We start from the raw sequence: 19270 nt of genomic DNA on the forward strand, positions 1-19270 counted from the left end.
TTTAGAAATTAGTCAAAAAATTAGCATAAAAACATAAAAAAAATTGTACATTTTAGCCTAAATAAGTAGGTTTTTGGTTTAAATTTTTGTTTTTTAGTGGTTTAATATATTAGTTGGATATATTTTAATATATTAGAAATTTTACTAGTTTGAAATTTTTATTACTTTTATATAGAAAATAAACATTTTATGTAGTAATATTTTTTGCTATGTATGTTATTTTACTTTATATAAGTTAAAATAAGATTAGAATATTCAATAGACTATTTTGTATTGAATAGTTCTTAAAATGAGATAAAAAACCAAGACTAAAAACTTTAAAAGAAAGGGCTTTTAATAATGAAAGTTATAGTACTAGGTACTAACCATGCTGGAACTACAGCTGTTAGAACTTTAAAAAGATTAGATCCTACTTGTGAAGTAACTACTTATGATAAAAATGATGCCATTTCATTTTTAGGATGTGGTATTGCTTTATGAGTAAAAGGTGAAGTTAAAGACCCAAATATGTTATTTTACGCAACTCCTGAAATTTTAAGATCTGAAGGAGTTAATGTGTTTATGAATCACGAAGTACTATCAGTTGATGACAAAGCAAAAACTGTTACTGTTAAAGATTTAAAAACAGGTGAAGTAAAAACAGATAACTATGACAAATTAATTGTAGCTACAGGAACTTGACCATTAATTCCACCAATCCCAGGAATCGATTTAGAAGGTGTACAAATTTGTAAAAACTACCACCATGCTAAAAAAATTCTAGAACACAACTTAGATAAAAGTTATAAAAAAATTGCTGTAGTTGGTGCAGGATACATTGGTGTTGAATTAGTTGAAGCATTTAATGAGTATGGAAAAGATGTTACTTTAATTGATGTTGCTAATAGAATTATGCCAGTTTATTATGATCAAGAATTCACTGATCTAATGCAAGAAAAAATGACTAAAGCTGGAGTTAAATTATCTTTAGGTGCAAAAGTTATTGAATTTAAAGGTGAAAATGGAAAAGTAACTCAAGTTGTAACTGATAAAGGAAACATTGATGTTGATTATGTAATCTTTTCAGTAGGTGTAAGACCACAATCAGCTATTTTAGAAGGTATTTGTGATTTAGATGATAGAAAAGCTATTGTAACAAATGACTTTATGCAAACTACAAATCCAGATATTTATGCAATTGGAGACTGTGCTCAAGTTTATAACAAATCAATGAATAAAAACGTTCCAATTCAATTAGCAACAACAGCTGTTAGAACTGGGGTTATTGCTGCATTTAACGTAATTAAAGGAAATGGATTAAAATCTCCAGGATTCACAGGAGCTAATGGTATTTCAGTATTTGGATTACACATGGCAAGTGTTGGAATCAGTGTTGAAGCTGCAAAAAGAATGGGATATGACATTGACTTTATCAACTTTAAAGATCTAGACAGACCTGAATTTATGTCAACAGCAAATGAAGTTCTATTTAAAGTTGTATGAGATAAAAAGACAAGAAAAATTATTGGAGCTCAAGTAGCTAGTGAAAAGAACCATACAGAAGTTATGTATATGCTAGCTTTAGGTATTCAAAAAGACTTAACAATTGATGAATTACCACTAGTTGATATTTTCTTCTTACCACACTTTAACAAACCATTTAACTTTATTTCACTAGCAGGACTAGAAGTTTTAGGACTAAACTACTTTAAAAAGGAAAAATAGTCATGATCAACTTATTGATTTCTAAGTATCACGATCCTGCTATGAATTTAGCAATCGAAGAATATTTAACTTATCGTTATAAAGCTAAAGAACCTATTGTATTTTTCTGACAAAATGCTAATACTATAGTTGTTGGAAGAAATCAAAATGCTTTTGCTGAAATTAACTTAGAGGCTGCTCAAAAAGATAATGTTAAGATTGTTAAAAGAAATACAGGTGGGGGAACTGTTTATCAAGATTTGGGTAATGTTTGTTATTCATTAATTGTTGATAATTCAACTGATGATGTTGATTATCAAAAAGCCTTACAACCAATTATTACTTATTTAAATCAAAAAAATATTAATGCAATGTTTTCTGGGCGTAATGATATGGTAATTGATGGTTATAAAGTATCAGGAAATGCTCAATTAAAAACTAATGAAAAAACACTAGTTCATGGTACATTACTATTTGATGTTGATTTATCTAAAATGCCTAAATATTTAGTTGTTGATCCTGAAAAATTGAAACATCAACAAATCAGATCAAAACCTGCCAGAGTTAGAAATATAAAAGAGTTTTTCAAAGATATTAATATCGATGTTGATTTAAATACTTTTATTAATGATGTAGTTAGTTCATATGTACAAAATGAGGAAATTAAATGAATTGAATTAACTGATCAAGAAAAACAATACATTCAGTCAAGAAAAGAAACTAAGTTTGATCAATGAGACTGAACGTTTGGGAAAAATACTGTATTTTCTCTAGTTAAAAAACAATACCTTGAATCTAAAGGTTTTATTACCCTAAACTTAGATGTCGATAATGGAGTTATTACTAACATTAAAATTTATGGTGATTTTTTAGGAACTCAAGGAACTGAAAAATTAGAAGCAAAATTAATTGGAGTTAAATTTAATAAAAAAGATGTAGAAAATGTCTTAAACCAATTTGACTTAGAAGCTATTTTTGCTAAGAATTTTACAAGTGATGATATCACCAACTTATTATTTAAAGATTAATTAAAACAAAAAAACAAAACAAATAATAGAAAGGACAATCAAAATGACTTATTTAGGAAAATTTGATCCTCTAAAAAATGAGAAAGTTTGTGTTTTAGATAAAGATGGAAAAGTAATTAATCCTAAGTTAATGCCAAAAATTTCTGATCAAGAAGTTCTTGAAGCATACAAAATAATGAACTTATCTCGTAGACAAGATATTTATCAAAATACTATGCAACGTCAAGGAAGATTATTATCATTTTTATCTTCAACAGGACAAGAAGCTTGTGAGGTTGCATATATTAACGCATTAAATAAGAAAACAGATCACTTTGTAAGTGGATATAGAAATAATGCTGGTTGATTGGCAATGGGTCAATTAGTAAGAAATATTATGCTATATTGAATTGGTAATGAAGCAGGTGGTAAAGCTCCTGAAGGAGTAAATTGTTTACCTCCAAACATTGTTATTGGTTCACAATATTCTCAAGCTACAGGTATTGCTTTTGCTGATAAATATAGAAAAACAGGAGGAGTTGTTGTAACTACTACTGGAGATGGTGGATCTAGTGAAGGTGAAACTTATGAAGCAATGAACTTTGCAAAACTTCACGAAGTTCCATGTATATTTGTTATTGAAAATAATAAATGAGCTATTTCAACAGCTAGAAGCGAACAAACTAAATCAATTAACTTTGCTGTTAAAGGGATTGCTACTGGTATTCCTTCAATTATTGTTGATGGAAACGATTATTTAGCATGTATTGGTGTGTTTAAAGAAGTTGTTGAATATGCAAGAAAAGGAAATGGTCCTGTTTTAGTTGAATGTGATACTTATAGATTAGGTGCTCACTCATCTTCAGATAACCCAGATGTTTACCGTCCAAAAGGTGAATTTGAAGAAATGGCTAAATTTGATCCATTAATCAGATTAAAACAATATTTAATTGACAAAAAACTATGATCTGATGAACAACAAGCACAATTAGAAGCTGAACAAGACAAATTTATTGCTGATGAATTTGCTTGAGTTGAACAAAACAAAAATTATGATCTAATTGACATCTTTAAATATCAATACGATAAAATGGATATCTTTTTAGAAGAACAATACAAAGAAGCTAAAGAATTCTTTGAAAAATACCCAGAATCTAAAGAAGGAGGACACCACTAATGGCTATTATTAATAATATTAAAGCTGTAACTGATGCTTTAGATTGCGCTATGCAACGCGACCCAAATGTTATTGTATTTGGTGAAGATGTTGGAACTGAAGGTGGAGTTTTCAGAGCTACTCAAGGATTAGCTGTAAAATTTGGAAATGACCGCTGCTTTAATGCTCCTATTAGTGAAGCAATGTTTGCTGGTGTTGGTTTAGGAATGGCTATGAATGGTATGAAACCAGTTGTAGAAATGCAATTTGAAGGATTAGGATTAGCTTCTTTACAAAATATTCTTACTAATATTTCAAGAATGAGAAACCGTACACGTGGTAAATACACTGCTCCAATGGTTATTAGAACACCAATGGGTGGAGGAATTCGTGCTTTAGAACATCATAGTGAAGCTTTAGAAGCAGTATATGCTCATATCCCAGGAGTTCAAATTGTTTGCCCATCAACTCCATACGATACAAAAGGATTAATTTTAGCTGCAATTGATTCACCAGATCCAGTTATTGTTGTTGAACCAACAAAACTATATAGAGCATTTAAACAAGAAGTTCCAGATGAACACTACATAGTACCAATTGGAGAAGCTTATAAAATTCAAGAAGGTAATGATTTAACTGTTGTTACTTATGGTGCTCAAACTGTTGATTGTCAAAAAGCTATTGCGTTATTAAAAGAAACTCATCCAAACGCAACTATTGATTTAATTGATTTACGTTCTATTAAACCATGAGATAAAAAAATGGTAGTTGAATCAGTTAAAAAAACAGGAAGATTATTAGTTGTTCATGAAGCTGTTAAATCATTCTCAGTCTCAGCTGAAATCATTACAACTGTTAATGAAGAATGTTTTGAATACATAAAAGCACCTTTATCAAGATGTACAGGTTATGATGTTATTACTCCATTTGATAGAGGAGAAGGTTACTTCCAAGTTAACCCTAAAAAAGTTCTAGTCAAAATGCAAGAATTGTTAGACTTTAAATTTTAAATAATAAATATTTAGAAAGGAAAAAGATATGTTCAAAGTTAAATTTGCTGACATAGGTGAAGGTCTAACAGAAGGAACAGTCGCTGAAGTTTTAGTTAAAGTTGGTGATGTTGTTAAAGAAGGACAATCATTATACTTTGTTGAAACTGATAAAGTAAACAGTGAAATACCTGCTCCAGTGGCTGGAAAAATTGCAGTAATTAACATTAAAGCTGGACAAGAAATCAAAGTTGGTGATGTAGTTATGGAAATTGATGAAGGAACAGGTGCATCTGTAGCTAGTGAACCAAAAGCTGAAGCTAAATCAGAAGCTAAAGTTGAAGTAGTTGAAGAAAATGCTAGTGTAGTTGGTGCTACTCCAGTTTCAAATGATTTAATTGTTAGAAAACAAGCATCTACAGTTACAAAATCAAGCACTATTAAAGCTACACCTCTAGCAAGAAAAGTTGCTGCTGATCTAAATGTTGATTTATCTTTAGTAACTCCAACAGGACCAAACCAAAGAATTTTAGTTGTTGATATTAAAAACTATCATTCTTCATCAGCTCAACCAGTTAGTCAACCAGCTCCAGCTCCAATTCCAACTGTTAGTCAACCAGCTCCAGCTCCAGTTGTAACTCCAACAATTAAAGTTGTTGAACCAAGTGCACCTTTATCTTGAGATGAAGTTCCAATGAATGGTGTTAGAAAAGCTACAGTAAAAGCAATGACAAAATCACATACTGAAATTGCTGCATTTACTGGTATGAAAAACACTGATATTACTGAAACTCACAAGATGAGAACTGAATTAAAAGATCATGCTGCAGCTAGTGGAATTAAATTAACTTACTTAGCATTTATTATTAAAGCTGTTGCTAAATCATTACGTGATATGCCAAATATTAATGTAAGAGGTGATTTTGCAAACAACAAAATTCAATTTATGCACAACATTAATATTGGAATTGCAGTAGATACACCAAATGGATTAATGGTTCCAGTTATTAAAGGTGCTGATCACTTAAGTGTATTTGAAATTGCAATCAAAATTAATGAATTAGCAAACAAAGCTAAAGATGGTAAATTAGCAAGAGCTGAAATGACTGAAGCAACATTTACTGTTTCAAACTTTGGTTCAGTAGGACTAGATTATGCTACTCCTATTATTAACTCACCAGAATCAGCTATTTTAGGAGTTGGTACAATGTCTCAAACTCCTTTATATATCAATGGTGAATTACAAAAAAGATTTATAATGCCATTATCAATGACTTGTGATCATAGAATCATTGATGGTGCAGATGCTGGAAGATTTTTAATTAAAGTACAAGATTATCTATCAAAACCAGTACTATTGTTTATGTAATTAGTGAAGGGATAAAATATGTTTAAAGTAAAATTTGCTGACATAGGTGAAGGTTTAACAGAAGGAACAGTCGCTGAAGTTTTAGTTAAAGTTGGCGATGTTGTTAAAGAAGGACAACCTTTATATTTTGTTGAAACCGATAAAGTAAATAGTGAAATTCCTTCTCCAGTTGCTGGAAAAATTGCAATAATAAATATTTCTACTGGTCAAGAAATTAAAGTTGGTGATGTAGTTATTGAAATTGATGATGGAACATCAGCTTCTACAAGCGAACCTAAAGTTGAAGTAGTTGAAGAAAATGCTAGTGTAGTTGGTGCTACTCCAGTTTCAAATGATGTTTTACCAAGCAGAGCACCAAAACCAAAAACTGAAGCTCCAAAAGTGGATGTTCAAATTGAAGATACATTTGATGTTTGTGTAGTTGGTGCAGGAATTGGTGGTTATGTTACTGCTATTAAATCTGCTCAATTAGGTCTAAAAACTTTAATTATTGAAAAAGAATATTATGGTGGAGTTTGTTTAAATGTTGGATGTATTCCTACAAAAACTTTATTAAAAACTTCTCATGTTTATCACGATATAATGCATAAAGCAAAAGAATTAGGAATTGTTTTACAAAATACTGAAAAAGTAGTCATTGATTGAGCTCAAGCACTTCAAAGAAAAAATGGTGTTGTTAAGAAATTAACAGGTGGAGTTAAATATCTACTAGATAAAAATAAAGTAACTCAAATTAAAGGTGAAGCTGTTGCTTTAGATAAAAATACAATTTCAGTAAATAATAAAAATTATCGTGTTAATAACTTAATTATTGCTTCTGGATCAACACCAAATCATTTGCCACTTCCAGGATTTGATCAAGGAAGAAAAGATGGAATCATTATTGATTCAACTGGAATTTTATCAGTTCCAAAAATTCCTGAAACTTTAGTTGTAATTGGTGGAGGGGTTATTGGTATTGAGTTTAGTTATTTATTTGCTAGTCTTGGTACAAAAGTTACTGTTTTACAAGGATTACCAACTGTTTTAGAAATGCTAGATAAAGATATTATTGATGCTATGACTAAAGAGTTGAAAAACAGATACAACATTGAAGTTATTACAAATGCTTCAGTTAAAGAATTTAAAAATGGATCTGTAGTTTATGAAATTGATGGTAAAGATCAAATGATTAAAGGAGAATACGTTTTAGAATCAGTTGGACGTAAAACTTCAATAACTGGATTTGAAAACATCGGTTTAGAACTAACTCCAAGAAAAGCTATTGTTGTTAATGAATATCAAGAAACTAATTTAGATGGTGTTTATGCAATTGGTGATGTTGTTGGAAAAGTAATGTTAGCTCATACTGCAGTTAAAGGAGCTATTGTTGCTGCTAATAGAATTGCTAAAAAAGCTAATAAAGATCATGCTGAAGATATTGTTATGGATTATTACAGAATTCCATCATGTATTTATACACATCCAGAAGTTTCAATGATAGGAAAAACTGAACAACAATTAAAACAAGAAAATATTGAATACAAAACCTTTAAATTCCCATTCTCAGCTATTGGTAAAGCTTTAGCTGATGATGATACTTCAGGATTTGTAAAAATTATTATAGAACCTAAATACAAAACTATTTTAGGTGCACATATTATTGGAAATAGAGCAACTGAAATGATTTCTGAAATTGCTGCTGTTATTGAGTGTGAAGGAACAATTACTGAAATTGCTAATACAATTCACCCTCACCCAACAATGAGTGAAGCAATTGGAGAAGCAGCAGAAGCTCTAGAAACAGGAAAAGCTATTCATTTTTAATTAATTTATAGAAAGAATAATATGTATACATTAGAAGAAATTAAAAATCAACTAGTTTTAAAATCAGAAAAAAAATCTATTGTTTTTCCAGAAGGTGAATCTGAAATTATTCAATCTGTGGCTAAAACTTTAGTTGATGAAAAATTAGGATTACCAATTCTATTATTTAAATCTTCAAAAGAAGTTCCAAGTGAAATTAAAAATAATTCATCAATTAAAACTATTTGTTTAGATGAATTTGACACAAAAGAATTTAGTGAAGAATTTGTAAAACTTAGAAAAGGTAAAGCAACTATTGAAGTTGCACATCAAGTAATGCAATTACCAAATTATGTTGGAGCTATGCTAGTTAAAGTAAATCAAGCTGATTGTATGTTATCTGGATTAAACAATACAACAGCTGATACAATCAGACCAGCTTTACAAATTATTGGTACAAAACCTGGATATAATATTGCAAGTAGTATCTTTATTATGTCAAAAGGTGATGAAAATTACATTTTTACTGATTGTGCTTTAAACATTAGACCAACAAGCGAACAATTAGTTGAAATCACACAAATGGCAGTTGATTTTGCAAAGACTTTAAATGTAAAAAATGTTGAAGCTGCTTTATTAAGCTATTCAACAAATGGTAGTGGTAAAGGTGAAGATGTTGATAGAGTTCACAAAGCAGTTGAAATTTTAAAATCTAGTCAAAATGATTATGTTTGTGAAGGTGAAATTCAATTTGATGCTGCTTTTGATAAAAAAACTAGAGATAAAAAATTCAAAAACTGTTTATTAACTAAACAAGCTCCAGATATCTTTGTTTTTCCAGATATAAATGCCGGGAATATTGGTTATAAAATTGCTCAAAGAATGGGTGGTTTTGAAGCAATCGGGCCTTTTGTTTTAGGATTAAATCAACCAGTTAATGACCTAAGTAGAGGGGCAACATTTGTAGATGTATTAAATACAGCTATTGTTACACTACACTTATCTTATTAAAGGAGAAAATTAAATGATTTTAGTAATTAATTCTGGAAGTAGTTCAATTAAATTTAAATTATTTGATACTTCAAAAACAATTGAACCAATATTAGATGGTCTAGCAGAACGTATTGGGATTGATGGATTTTTAAAATTTGAACACAATAATCAAAAATATAAATTTGAAAATTCTCTTCCAGATCATGAACACGCTATTCAATTAATTTTAAATAAATTACTTGAGTTAAAAATTATATCAAATATTGATGAAATTAATGGAGTTGGATTTAGAGTAGTTCATGGTGGTGAAATTTCACATTCATCAATTATTACTGATGAAATATTATCAAAAATTCAAGATAGTGTTAAATTAGCTCCACTTCATAATCCAGCTGCAATTATTGCTATAAAAGCTGTTAAAAAATTAATGCCAAATACTAATATGGTAGCTTGTTTTGATACAGCATTTCATCAAACTATGCCTGAAGTAAATTATTTATACACAGTTCCTTATAAATGATATGAAGAATTTGGTGTAAGAAAATACGGATTTCATGGAATTAGTTATGAATATATAGTTAATAAATCTTCTGAAATTCTAAATAAGAAAAAAGAAGATTTAAACTTAATTGTTTGTCATTTAGGAAATGGTGCAAGTGTTTCATGTATTAAAGATGGTAAATCTTATGATACTTCAATGGGATTAACTCCATTAGCTGGTTTAATGATGGGAACTAGAAGTGGAGATATTGATGTATCAATATGTGAGTATATTGCAAAACAAACAAATACTGACATCTTTTCAATTACTCAAACTTTAAATAAACAATCAGGACTTTTAGGTTTAAGTCAAGTTTCAGCTGACATGAGAGATGTTTTAGAACAATATGATAGAAATGATAAAAAAGCTATTATTGCTGTTGAAAAATATGTTCAAGTTGTTGCTGATTTTATAGTTAAGTATGCAAATTATTTAGATAGCATTGATGCAATAGTGTTTACAGCAGGAATTGGTGAAAATGCAGATGTTATTAGAGATTTAATTTGTAAAAAAGTTAAACTTTTAGATTTACAAATTGATCAAGATAAAAACCAAGCTAAATACTCAGATTATAAATTAATTTCTAGTGAAAAATCAAAAATTCCAGTTTATGCTATTAGAACAAATGAAGAAAAAATGATTTGTTTAGATACTTTAAACTTAATTAAATAAAAGATATAATAATTAAAAAACTTAGCTTAAATAGCTAAGTTTTTAACGTTAATAAAAGAGAGTACAAATGAAAAGATCATTAAAATATTTAAGTTTTTTAGGTTTAATTCCATTTTTATCAATAACAACTATAAGTTGTGTTAAACAAGCTAAAGAAAATAATAATAAAGATCAATTAATTAGTCAATTTAAACAACTTATTTTTATCTTAAACAACTTTGATTTAAATAACAAAAAACTAGAATCAAAAATCATAAAAGCTATTGAGAAAAGTGATTTTAATAAAATTAGTAATATAAATTTAGAATTAACTATAAAGTTTTTAACTAGAATAAAAAATGAATTAAAAACTAAAACAATTGATCAGTTAAATAAAAATGATAAGCTAGATATTTTAACTAAAATAAAAGTTCATTTAGCCTCATTAAACTTAATTGAGTTAGTAAATATTGTTGATGAATTAGTTAATAAATTAAATCAAAAAGAAGAAATTAAAAATATTCATAAAGATAAAATAGAAAAAAATAAAGATAATATAGAAGAAATTGATGATTCAAAACTTGAGATTTTAGAATCAAAATATATACCTAATCAGCACAACTACCCAGATTATGTTAAAAATTTTAAAACAGTTTCAGCAGAAGAAATTTATAAAGAACTTTATGATAGAACTTTTTCAATTAAGTTTTTAGTTAAATTAAAAGATGGTAGTTTATTAAGTAATGGAACTGGAACTGGTTGATTATTAGATTATCATAAATATAGTAATACTAATAAATATAAAATGTTTATTGCTACAAACTTACATGTTTTAGCAGATTTTAGCAATTCATTAACTGATCAACAAAATAAAGAATTTAATTACTATGATCCATCAGGTAATAAGGTGATAGGTCTTGGTTTAGGAAAAGCTGATAATGTTACTGATTTTAGTAGAAAAAATAATAACTGAAAATCAGAAACTAATATAGCTAATTATTATTTAAATAATCAAGATTTTGAAAATTATCTTAAAAATGATTTCTGAAGTGTAAATAAATTTTCTAAAGGTATTTCAGAACCCAAAATTGTATTTGGTGCAGTTGATTTTATGAAAGATCGTGCTGTTAAAAATCATCAAGAAATTTTACAAAAAGAAGCAATTAATTATTATAACTATAAAAAAAATAATAATGAGATTAATGATAATAATAAGATATCTTGAAATAATTTTTTAAATAATAAAGATATTCCTATTATGGTAGATTTTGCAGTATTTGAATTTGATGTTGACCTAGATTTAGTTGATTATAATTTAAAATCATGAATTTCTAATGCTATTAGTGGTTTGGATAATTATTTGGATAGATTAAATAAAACACCTCTTTTACCAAATCAAGATAAAAGAATTTCTAAATATTTACAAACTACAGATTATGTTTCTGCGCTATTTAAAAAAGATCAAACAAATAAAAATTTGTATAATGCTAAAGATATTTATATTGCAGGTTATCCAACAAGCCAATATAGCAGAAGTGTTTGAATGCAAAATAATCCCATAGAAAGAAATTCATCTACTTTAACTAGTAATTGAAGAAGACCAACAAATGATAAATCTTTTGCTTTTGCAAATGAAGTTGAAGAAAAAGCTGGAACAGGATTGAATTTTAATATTCATGATAATTATTGACACAGAGTTTTTGCAACCTTTTATGGGTATCAATATAATATTAATTTTTCTTCACTATATTATGGAGCTTCAGGTTCACTAGCTTATAATGAATTTGGACAAATGATAGGTATATATAATAATGTTAAATCAAATGTTCAATTTGGAGATTTATTACAAAGTGCAACAATAGCTCCATTTTTACAATCAGATAATATAAAAGTTGGAAATAATATTATTTATGCTTATAACTTAATTGATGGAACTGATAAAACTAAGTATAAATATCAAAAATCATCATTTAGAGAAAATCTTCAAAAATTATATCCAAATGGTTTTAGTGATGGTTTAAAATCTACTAAATTATTTGATGATATTTTTAATTAGAAAGAAAATATGAAAACAGCAATTTATCCAGGAAGCTTTAACCCTTTTCACAAAGGACATTTAAATATTTTAAAAAAAGCTATTTTATTATTTGATAAAGTATATGTTGTTGTTAGTAAAAACGTAAATAAATCACTTGACCCAGATTTACAAAGTAGAGTTGAAAATATTAAAAATCTTATAAAAGATTTTGATAATGTTGAAATTATTATTAATGAAAATAAACTAACTACTACTATTGCAAAAGAATTAAATGCTTGTTTTATAATTAGAGGTTTAAGAAGTCAAACTGATTTTGAATATGAAATTAAATATTATGATGGATTTAAAAGTTTAGATCCAAATATTGAAGTAGTTTATTTTATTAGTGATTATGATAAAAGAAGTTTATCTTCAACGATTTTAAGAGAAATTGAATTTTATAAAAAGTAGATATTGTAAATCAAATTGATTATAAAGTTGTTTTTTTATCTTAGTAGATTAAAATTAATAATAGTTTTTTATTTTATAGTAAGGATATAAAAATGTCAAAACAAATTAAAGGAATTGCTGCAAGTGAAGGAATTTCTTTAGCAAGAGCTCTTGTTATAAAAGAAACTAAACTTGATATACAAAAGCAATTAATTTCAGATGTTGATCAAGAAATTATTAAATTAGAACAAGCAATTGAAAAATCTATATCTGATTTAAAAAAAATTCAACAAATTACTTTAAAAAAATTAGGAGAAGAAAAAGCTGCTATTTTTGATGCTCATCAAGATATTGCAAATGATCCTGCTATTAAAGAAGAAGTTATTGAATTGATTAAAAAAGAAAAAATTAATGCTGAGTATGCACTTTTTACAGTATCTAATAACTATTTTGAAATGTTCAGTCAATTAGAAGATCCATACTTTAAGGAAAGAAGTGCAGATATTAAAGATGTTAGTTTAAGAATTATTTCTCACATTTTAGGATTAGAAATTCATGACTTATCAACTATTGATAAAGAAGTAATTATTGTTAGTGATGATTTAACTCCAAGTCAAACTGCTCAATTAGATAAAAAATTTGTTAAAGGATTTTTAACTAATGTTGGTGGAAGAACTAGTCATGCTGCTATTATGGCAAGAAGTTTAGAAATTCCTGCAATTTTAGGGTTACAAAATATAACTGAATTAGTTAAAACTGATGATTTGATAGCTTTAGATGGAAGTAGTGGAATTGTTGAATTAGATCTTAATAAAGAAGATGTTTTAAACTATCAAACTAAAGTACAACAATATATAGAATTAAAAGATCAATTAAAAAAATTTAAAGATGAACCAAGTTTAACAAAAGATAAAATCAAAAAGCTAATTGAAGCAAATATTGGTTCAACAAATGATATTCAATCAGTTCTAGATTCGGGAGCTGAAGGTATTGGGTTATTTAGAACTGAATTTTTATATATGGATAATGATCACTTCCCAACTGAAGAAGAACAATTTGAAGCTTATAAAAAAGTTGTTAGTCAAATAAAACATTTGGTGGTTTTTCGTACTTTAGATATTGGTGGAGATAAAAAGTTATCATATTTTAAATTTGATGAAGAAATGAATCCTTTTTTAGGATATAGAGCAATTAGGTTTACTCTAGATAGAAAAGATATTTTTAAAGATCAAATTAGAGCATTATTAAGAGCCTCAGCTTTTGGAAAATTAGGTATTATGTTTCCAATGATTGCTACAATTGATGAATTTAAGCAAGCTAAAGCATTTGTTGAAGAATGTAAATTAGAACTTGATAAAGAAAACATAAAATATGATAAGCAAGTTCAAATTGGAATGATGGTTGAAATTCCATCAGCTGCTATACTAGCTGATCAATTTGCAAAGTATGCTGATTTCTTTTCGATAGGAACTAATGATTTAATTCAATATTCATTTGCTAGTGACAGAATGAATCAAAATGTTTCATATTTATATCAACCATTAAACCCTTCTTTATTAAGATTAATTCAATTAACAATTAATGGAGCTCATAAGCATAATAAATGAGTTGGTATGTGTGGAGAAATGGCAGGAGACTCTAAAGCTTTACCAATTTTATTAGGATTAGATTTAGATGCTTTTTCAATGAGTGCAACTTCAGTTTTAAAAGCTAGATCACTTATGAGTAAAATTGAATTTGGCAAAGCTAAAATATTAGCTAATAAAGTTTTAGAATGTGAAACTAATGAACAAGTAAATAAACTTGTTGAAGATTTTTTAAATAATTTAGATTAATTTGTTAGTTAATTATCTTATTAACCAACACTATCTTGTTAAATGTTAAAATTAAAATGATAAGAAAAAAAGAGGTGCAACATGTGATTTTTTAATAAGAATTTGAAAGTTTTAGCTCCTTGTGATGGAACAATAATTACACTAGATGAAGTTGAAGATGAAGTTTTTAAAGAAAGAATGTTAGGAGATGGATTTGCAATAAATCCAAAATCAAATGATTTTCATGCTCCAGTTAGTGGCAAATTAGTGACTGCTTTTCCAACAAAGCATGCTTTTGGAATTCAAACAAAAAGCGGTGTTGAAATTTTATTACATATTGGTTTAGATACAGTAAGCTTAGATGGTAATGGATTTGAATCATTTGTGACTCAAGATCAAGAGGTTAATGCCGGAGATAAATTAGTAACTGTTGATTTAAAATCAGTTGCTAAAAAAGTTCCATCAATTAAATCCCCAATCATTTTTACAAATAATGGTGGAAAAACTTTAGAAATTGTAAAAATCGGTGAAGTTAAACAAGGTGATGTTGTTGCTATTTTAAAATAGATGATAAATAATTATTTTTTTGCTATTCTTTTACAAGATAAAATCTCTAAAAATTGAGCAATTGGTCTTATATTAATATCTATTTGTTTAGCGATTCTATTAATCGTTTCAATGTTTGTTATAAAAAAAATAAAACAAAAAAATCAACACAATAGAGCAATAAGTTTTTCTATTAATACTGATAAAAATGATGATAAAAGATTTTGAATATCTTTTTCATTAATATGTTGTTATTTAACATGTTTTGTTCTTAGTGTTGCATTTTTAATAATTGGAATAATAGCGCTTATTTAGCACTGTTTTTATTTGAAAATAAAATTTTATATATATATTTAAATTGAATTTAAACTTTATAATAATGTAAAAATTTTAAAAATCATAGATAATTAAACAAAAAACTATTTATAGGGGTGAACTATGAATAGTTTTTTTAATAGTATAATTTAAATAAGAACTTTAATTGACATTTTATTTGTAAATAAAAGAGGTATTAAATGAGTTTAAATTTAGATAGTGTTAAAGAAGTGTTAATAAAAATAGCTAAAGTTATTAATGAAAATAAAGAAGAACTTTCACAATTAGACGCAGCTATTGGTGATGGTGATCATGGTCATAATATGTCTAGAGGTTTTTTAAAAGTTGTTGAAGAATTGGAAAATAATTCATATGATGATATAGGAAGTATTTTTAAAAAAGTAGGAATGGTACTTGTTTCAAATGTTGGTGGCGCTTCTGGCCCATTATATGGAACTGCATTTTTAAAAGCAGCAATTTCTATTAATAATAAAAGAGAAATTGATATGAATGATTTTTCTATTTGTTTACAACAAGCAGTTGATGGTATTAAAATTCGTGGAAAAGCTAATGTTGGTGATAAAACAATGTTAGATGTTTTACAACCTGTTAGTGATTTAATAAAAGATTTAATAAATCAAAAATATTTAGCAAAAGATATTTTAGTTAAAGTAGTTGAATTAGCTTATAAAAGAGTTGAAGCTACTAAAGAAATTATTGCTAAAAAAGGTAGAGCTAGTTATTTAGGACAAAGAAGCATTGGGCATAAAGATCCTGGTGCTTATTCTAGTTATTTAATATTGAAATGTATTAGTGAGAATATTTAAGGAATATATGGTAGGAATAGTAGTGATTTCACATAGTAGCAAAATAGCTCAAGGTGTTGTTGAACTTGCTAAACAAATGGCAAATAATGTCAAAATTATTCCAGCAGGTGGAACTAAAGAAAATAATATTGGTACTGATATTGATTTAGTTTTAAAAGCAATTTATCAAGCTTTTGATCAAAATGATGGAGCTATTATTTTATTTGATTTAGGTTCAGCTTTAATGAATGCTCAAATGGCAATTGAATTATTAGAACCAGAAATTCAACAAAAAGTAGAAATAATTGATGCTGCTTTAGTTGAAGGAACAATCTTAGCAGCTATAAATAGTTCTATGAATAAAAGTATAAAAGAAATAAAGCAAGAATTAATTAATTTGAAATTAAATAAAATCTAATTTTTAGAAATTAAAAAAATCAAGCTACAAAAAAGCTTGATTTTTTTATTATTATCTAATTATTATTTTTTAATTAAACGGTTGTATCATTCAACGATTAGTGATTCACTAATTTCACTATTTAATTCATTTCTTTCTGGAAGTCTTACAAATTCACCCTTAACTTCATTTTTATTAACTTTAACAAATTCTAAAGTTGCTTCATTATTTTGTAATGCTTCTAAAACTTTTTCATTTTTTTTCATTGATGATTTAACCTCAACTAAATCACCAACGCTTAATAAATATGAAGGAATATCTACTTTTTTACCATTTACTAAAATATGACCATGGTTTACTAATTGTCTAGCACCTTGTCTAGTAGCACTAAACCCTAATCTATAAACAATATTATCTAATCTTGATTCTAATAAAACTAAAAAATTAGTTCCTAAAATTCCTTGCATTTTTTTAGCTTTTGCAAAAGTATTTCTAAATTGTCTTTCGCTTAGTCCATACATAAATTTAACTTTTTGTTTTTCTTGCAATTGTTGACCGTATTCAGAAACTTTAACTTTAGCTCTTTCTTTACCATGTTGACCTGGTGTTGTTATTCTTTTTTTACCTTTGCTAAATTCTTTTCCAGTTTCAAGAATTGAAAAACCAAATCTACGAGACTTTTTAAATGTTGATCCTATAAATCTTGACATAAAGATTCTCCTTAATTTAAATATGGTTATTAAAATATCTTAAATAATTCCTAAACTAGTCAGTCTATTAATTCAGTTTTACTGCTAAAACTTACTTTTATAAAAATAGACAGCACCTAATTTATAATTATCTGCAGAATATAGTAAATAACTTATTTATTATATCTTATTTTTTAACTGTATCAATAGAATTGCAATAAGATAATCATTATTGTATTTTGGTATAATATATTTTGTTTAAAAGGGAGCTAGTATGTTTTTTGAACCAATGATCATAATTTCAAAATTAAGTGAAATTAAATTTACTAATCTTATATTTTTAATTATTTTTATACTAGCTTTTTTTTGTAGTCTTTTTACCATTTTTAAATTATACATTTATAGAAATACTTTAAAAAATCTACATTTTACTTTTTTAAATATTGAAAAAATGTTAAAACATCCTCTAGCTAGTCGTTTAGTTAGAATGAATTTTATTGTAAATAATTCTAATAATAAAAATTTAAAAAAAGCCTTAGAAATTTGAAAATTTAAATATAATGAAATTTATAATGAACAATTAGATATTTTAATTAATCAAACTAAAGAACATTTTGCTTTAAATTCTTATTCTAAAAAAATTTTATTTAGAGTTTTAAGTATAAAAAACTTTTATAGAACTCGTCAACTTTATAAAACTAGCAAAAATATTTATCAAAAAGTTAATCAAATTTATTTAGAGACTCAAAAAGTAACTAAAGCTGAATTTTTATTAAGAGACTATCATATTGTTTTACAAAATCATATAAATGATTTATCTGATATTGTATTAAAAGAACAAGAAAATAACGAACTAAATATTGATAAAAAGATAATTAGTAACTATCAAGAAACTTTTTTTAAAAAAATGATAGTTTGTGAGTATTATATTAAAATAGGAAATTTTAAAGAAGCATATAGTAAATTAAATTTTTTAAGTAATAATGTTGTTGAATATATTAAATTTTTAGATGATCACTATAAAATTACTAAGTTTTTTGAATTTAACGGTGTTTTAGATTCGAAACTACAAGAAATTAAAAATAAATTACAACTAGATACTAAACAAGAAAATAACCAATTAATTAGTTCTCAAATTTATTTATTAGAAAATCAGTTTTTAGAAAAAAACAAGATATTGAAAAACTTTTATTTAATGCTAAAACTCAACAAGCTTTTTTAATTGTTGAATCACTAATTAAAAACATTCAAAACTTAGATGTTATTTTAGAATATGGTGAACAAGTTTTAGTTTTGTTTGAAACTAATGTTAAAAATATTAGAACTATATTATTAGCTTTTAATACTGAAATTATCAAAACTGAAGACTTAATTAACTTTAATAGTAATTTAAATAACGATATTAGTGATATAAAAATTGAATTTGAAAAAATTAAAAATAATTTTAATTTAATTAGAACTCAAATTAATAACAAATATGAAAAATTAAGATCTAATCTTATTCAATTAGATAGTTTATTAACTGATTCAGTTAATTATATTAGTATTGTTTTATCAGAATTAGAAAAGTATTACACTAAACTTATTGATATTAAAACACTTTTAAAAACTAAAATTGTAGTCTTAAGAGATTTAGAAACAAAATATGATAGCATAAAAACTTTACTATTAACTAGTGAAGCAATAATGAAAAAGTATGAAGATTTAATCGATTGAACTCATTATAAAGAAATTATTAATAATAAGTTTTTAATTATTAATTTTATTAATAAAAATTTAGAATTAGAAATTAACAATTTTGTAAATGATTATGATTCTTTATTAATTTTAAATACTCAATTAGATAATCAATTAGACCAAGTTGAGCAATTACATTTAAGTATTCAACAAGTTGTAGTTATTAATAAAATGGCTCAAGAAATTATTATTTATATTTCTAAACATTTAACTGATTCATCAAATAGTAATGTTTTTTTAGAAATTATTAATAAATATAATGAAAAAGATTATAAAAAAGCAATTAATTTAGGTATTCATTTAATTAGAAAAAATCAATTATAGG

The 19270-nt window shown here is 26.2% G+C and carries 17 protein-coding genes; 16 read left to right on the forward strand and 1 reads right to left on the reverse strand.

The genetic code is table 4. The annotated features are described in order from the left end of the window. Nucleotides 1-339 precede the first annotated feature (339 nt). From MSB_RS01315 to dhaM, 14 genes are all read left to right on the forward strand, one after another. Nucleotides 340-1704, forward strand: a complete 1365-nt coding sequence (locus MSB_RS01315) for an FAD-dependent oxidoreductase (protein WP_013447582.1) — start codon at nt 340-342, stop codon at nt 1702-1704. Between the two features lie 2 nt (nt 1705-1706). After that, the gene (locus tag MSB_RS01320; RefSeq protein WP_013447583.1) at nt 1707-2711 is read left to right on the forward strand and encodes a lipoate--protein ligase; all 1005 of its coding nucleotides are present in this window, start codon (nt 1707-1709) and stop codon (nt 2709-2711) included. Between the two features lie 43 nt (nt 2712-2754). Next, complete coding sequence (pdhA, locus tag MSB_RS01325) at nt 2755-3867, forward strand: pyruvate dehydrogenase (acetyl-transferring) E1 component subunit alpha (RefSeq protein ID WP_011166462.1); 1113 nt, start codon at nt 2755-2757, stop codon at nt 3865-3867. Then, the gene (locus tag MSB_RS01330; RefSeq protein ID WP_013447584.1) at nt 3867-4856 is read left to right on the forward strand and encodes an alpha-ketoacid dehydrogenase subunit beta; all 990 of its coding nucleotides are present in this window, start codon (nt 3867-3869) and stop codon (nt 4854-4856) included. Before pdhA ends, MSB_RS01330 begins: the two co-directional genes overlap by 1 nt. Before the next feature lie 28 nt (nt 4857-4884). Continuing rightward, a complete protein-coding gene (locus MSB_RS01335) occupies nt 4885-6204 on the forward strand; it encodes a dihydrolipoamide acetyltransferase family protein (RefSeq protein ID WP_013447585.1) in 1320 nt (439 codons plus the stop codon). Between the two features lie 18 nt (nt 6205-6222). Next, nucleotides 6223-8010, forward strand: coding sequence for a dihydrolipoyl dehydrogenase (lpdA, locus tag MSB_RS01340; protein ID WP_013447586.1), 1788 nt, complete (start codon nt 6223-6225; stop codon nt 8008-8010). A gap of 21 nt (nt 8011-8031) precedes the next feature. Then, nucleotides 8032-9000 (forward strand): phosphate acetyltransferase, encoded by a 969-nt coding sequence (pta, locus tag MSB_RS01345; protein WP_013447587.1) that lies wholly within the window; start codon nt 8032-8034, stop codon nt 8998-9000. A 13-nt stretch (nt 9001-9013) separates the two neighbouring features. After that, entirely contained in the window at nt 9014-10195 is a 1182-nt protein-coding gene (locus tag MSB_RS01350; RefSeq protein WP_013447588.1) for an acetate kinase, read from the forward strand. Between the two features lie 67 nt (nt 10196-10262). Beyond that, a complete protein-coding gene (locus MSB_RS01355; protein ID WP_013447589.1) occupies nt 10263-12230 on the forward strand; it encodes an MIP family Ig-specific serine endopeptidase in 1968 nt (655 codons plus the stop codon). Nucleotides 12231-12239: 9 nt separating this feature from the next. Further along, nucleotides 12240-12662, forward strand: coding sequence for a pantetheine-phosphate adenylyltransferase (gene coaD, locus MSB_RS01360; protein WP_013447590.1), 423 nt, complete (start codon nt 12240-12242; stop codon nt 12660-12662). Between the two features lie 92 nt (nt 12663-12754). Continuing rightward, nucleotides 12755-14476, forward strand: coding sequence for a phosphoenolpyruvate--protein phosphotransferase (gene ptsP, locus MSB_RS01365; protein ID WP_013447591.1), 1722 nt, complete (start codon nt 12755-12757; stop codon nt 14474-14476). A gap of 81 nt (nt 14477-14557) precedes the next feature. After that, on the forward strand, nt 14558-15022 hold the full coding sequence (locus MSB_RS01370) for a PTS sugar transporter subunit IIA (RefSeq protein ID WP_013447592.1): 465 nt from the start codon (nt 14558-14560) through the stop codon (nt 15020-15022). A gap of 494 nt (nt 15023-15516) precedes the next feature. Then, complete coding sequence (dhaL, locus tag MSB_RS01380; RefSeq protein WP_013447594.1) at nt 15517-16143, forward strand: dihydroxyacetone kinase subunit DhaL; 627 nt, start codon at nt 15517-15519, stop codon at nt 16141-16143. A gap of 7 nt (nt 16144-16150) precedes the next feature. Next, on the forward strand, nt 16151-16540 hold the full coding sequence (gene dhaM / locus MSB_RS01385) for a dihydroxyacetone kinase phosphoryl donor subunit DhaM (protein ID WP_013447595.1): 390 nt from the start codon (nt 16151-16153) through the stop codon (nt 16538-16540). 62 nt (nt 16541-16602) lie between these two features. Here dhaM and rpsD read toward each other — a convergent pair whose 3' ends face one another. Next, on the reverse strand, nt 16603-17229 hold the full coding sequence (rpsD, locus tag MSB_RS01390; protein WP_013447596.1) for a 30S ribosomal protein S4: 627 nt from the start codon (nt 17227-17229) through the stop codon (nt 16603-16605). 253 nt (nt 17230-17482) lie between these two features. Here rpsD and MSB_RS05150 point away from each other — a divergent pair, with 253 nt between their 5' ends. Together MSB_RS05150 and MSB_RS05155 are read left to right on the forward strand one after the other, a co-directional pair. Then, nucleotides 17483-18430, forward strand: a complete 948-nt coding sequence (locus tag MSB_RS05150; protein WP_013447597.1) for a hypothetical protein — start codon at nt 17483-17485, stop codon at nt 18428-18430. A gap of 71 nt (nt 18431-18501) precedes the next feature. Next, a complete protein-coding gene (locus MSB_RS05155; RefSeq protein WP_013447598.1) occupies nt 18502-19269 on the forward strand; it encodes a hypothetical protein in 768 nt (255 codons plus the stop codon). Nucleotide 19270: the final 1 nt, after the last annotated feature.

This window comes from Mycoplasma leachii PG50, assembly GCF_000183365.1.
GTDB classification, from domain to species: Bacteria; Bacillota_I; Bacilli_A; order Mycoplasmatales; family Mycoplasmataceae; genus Mycoplasma; species Mycoplasma leachii.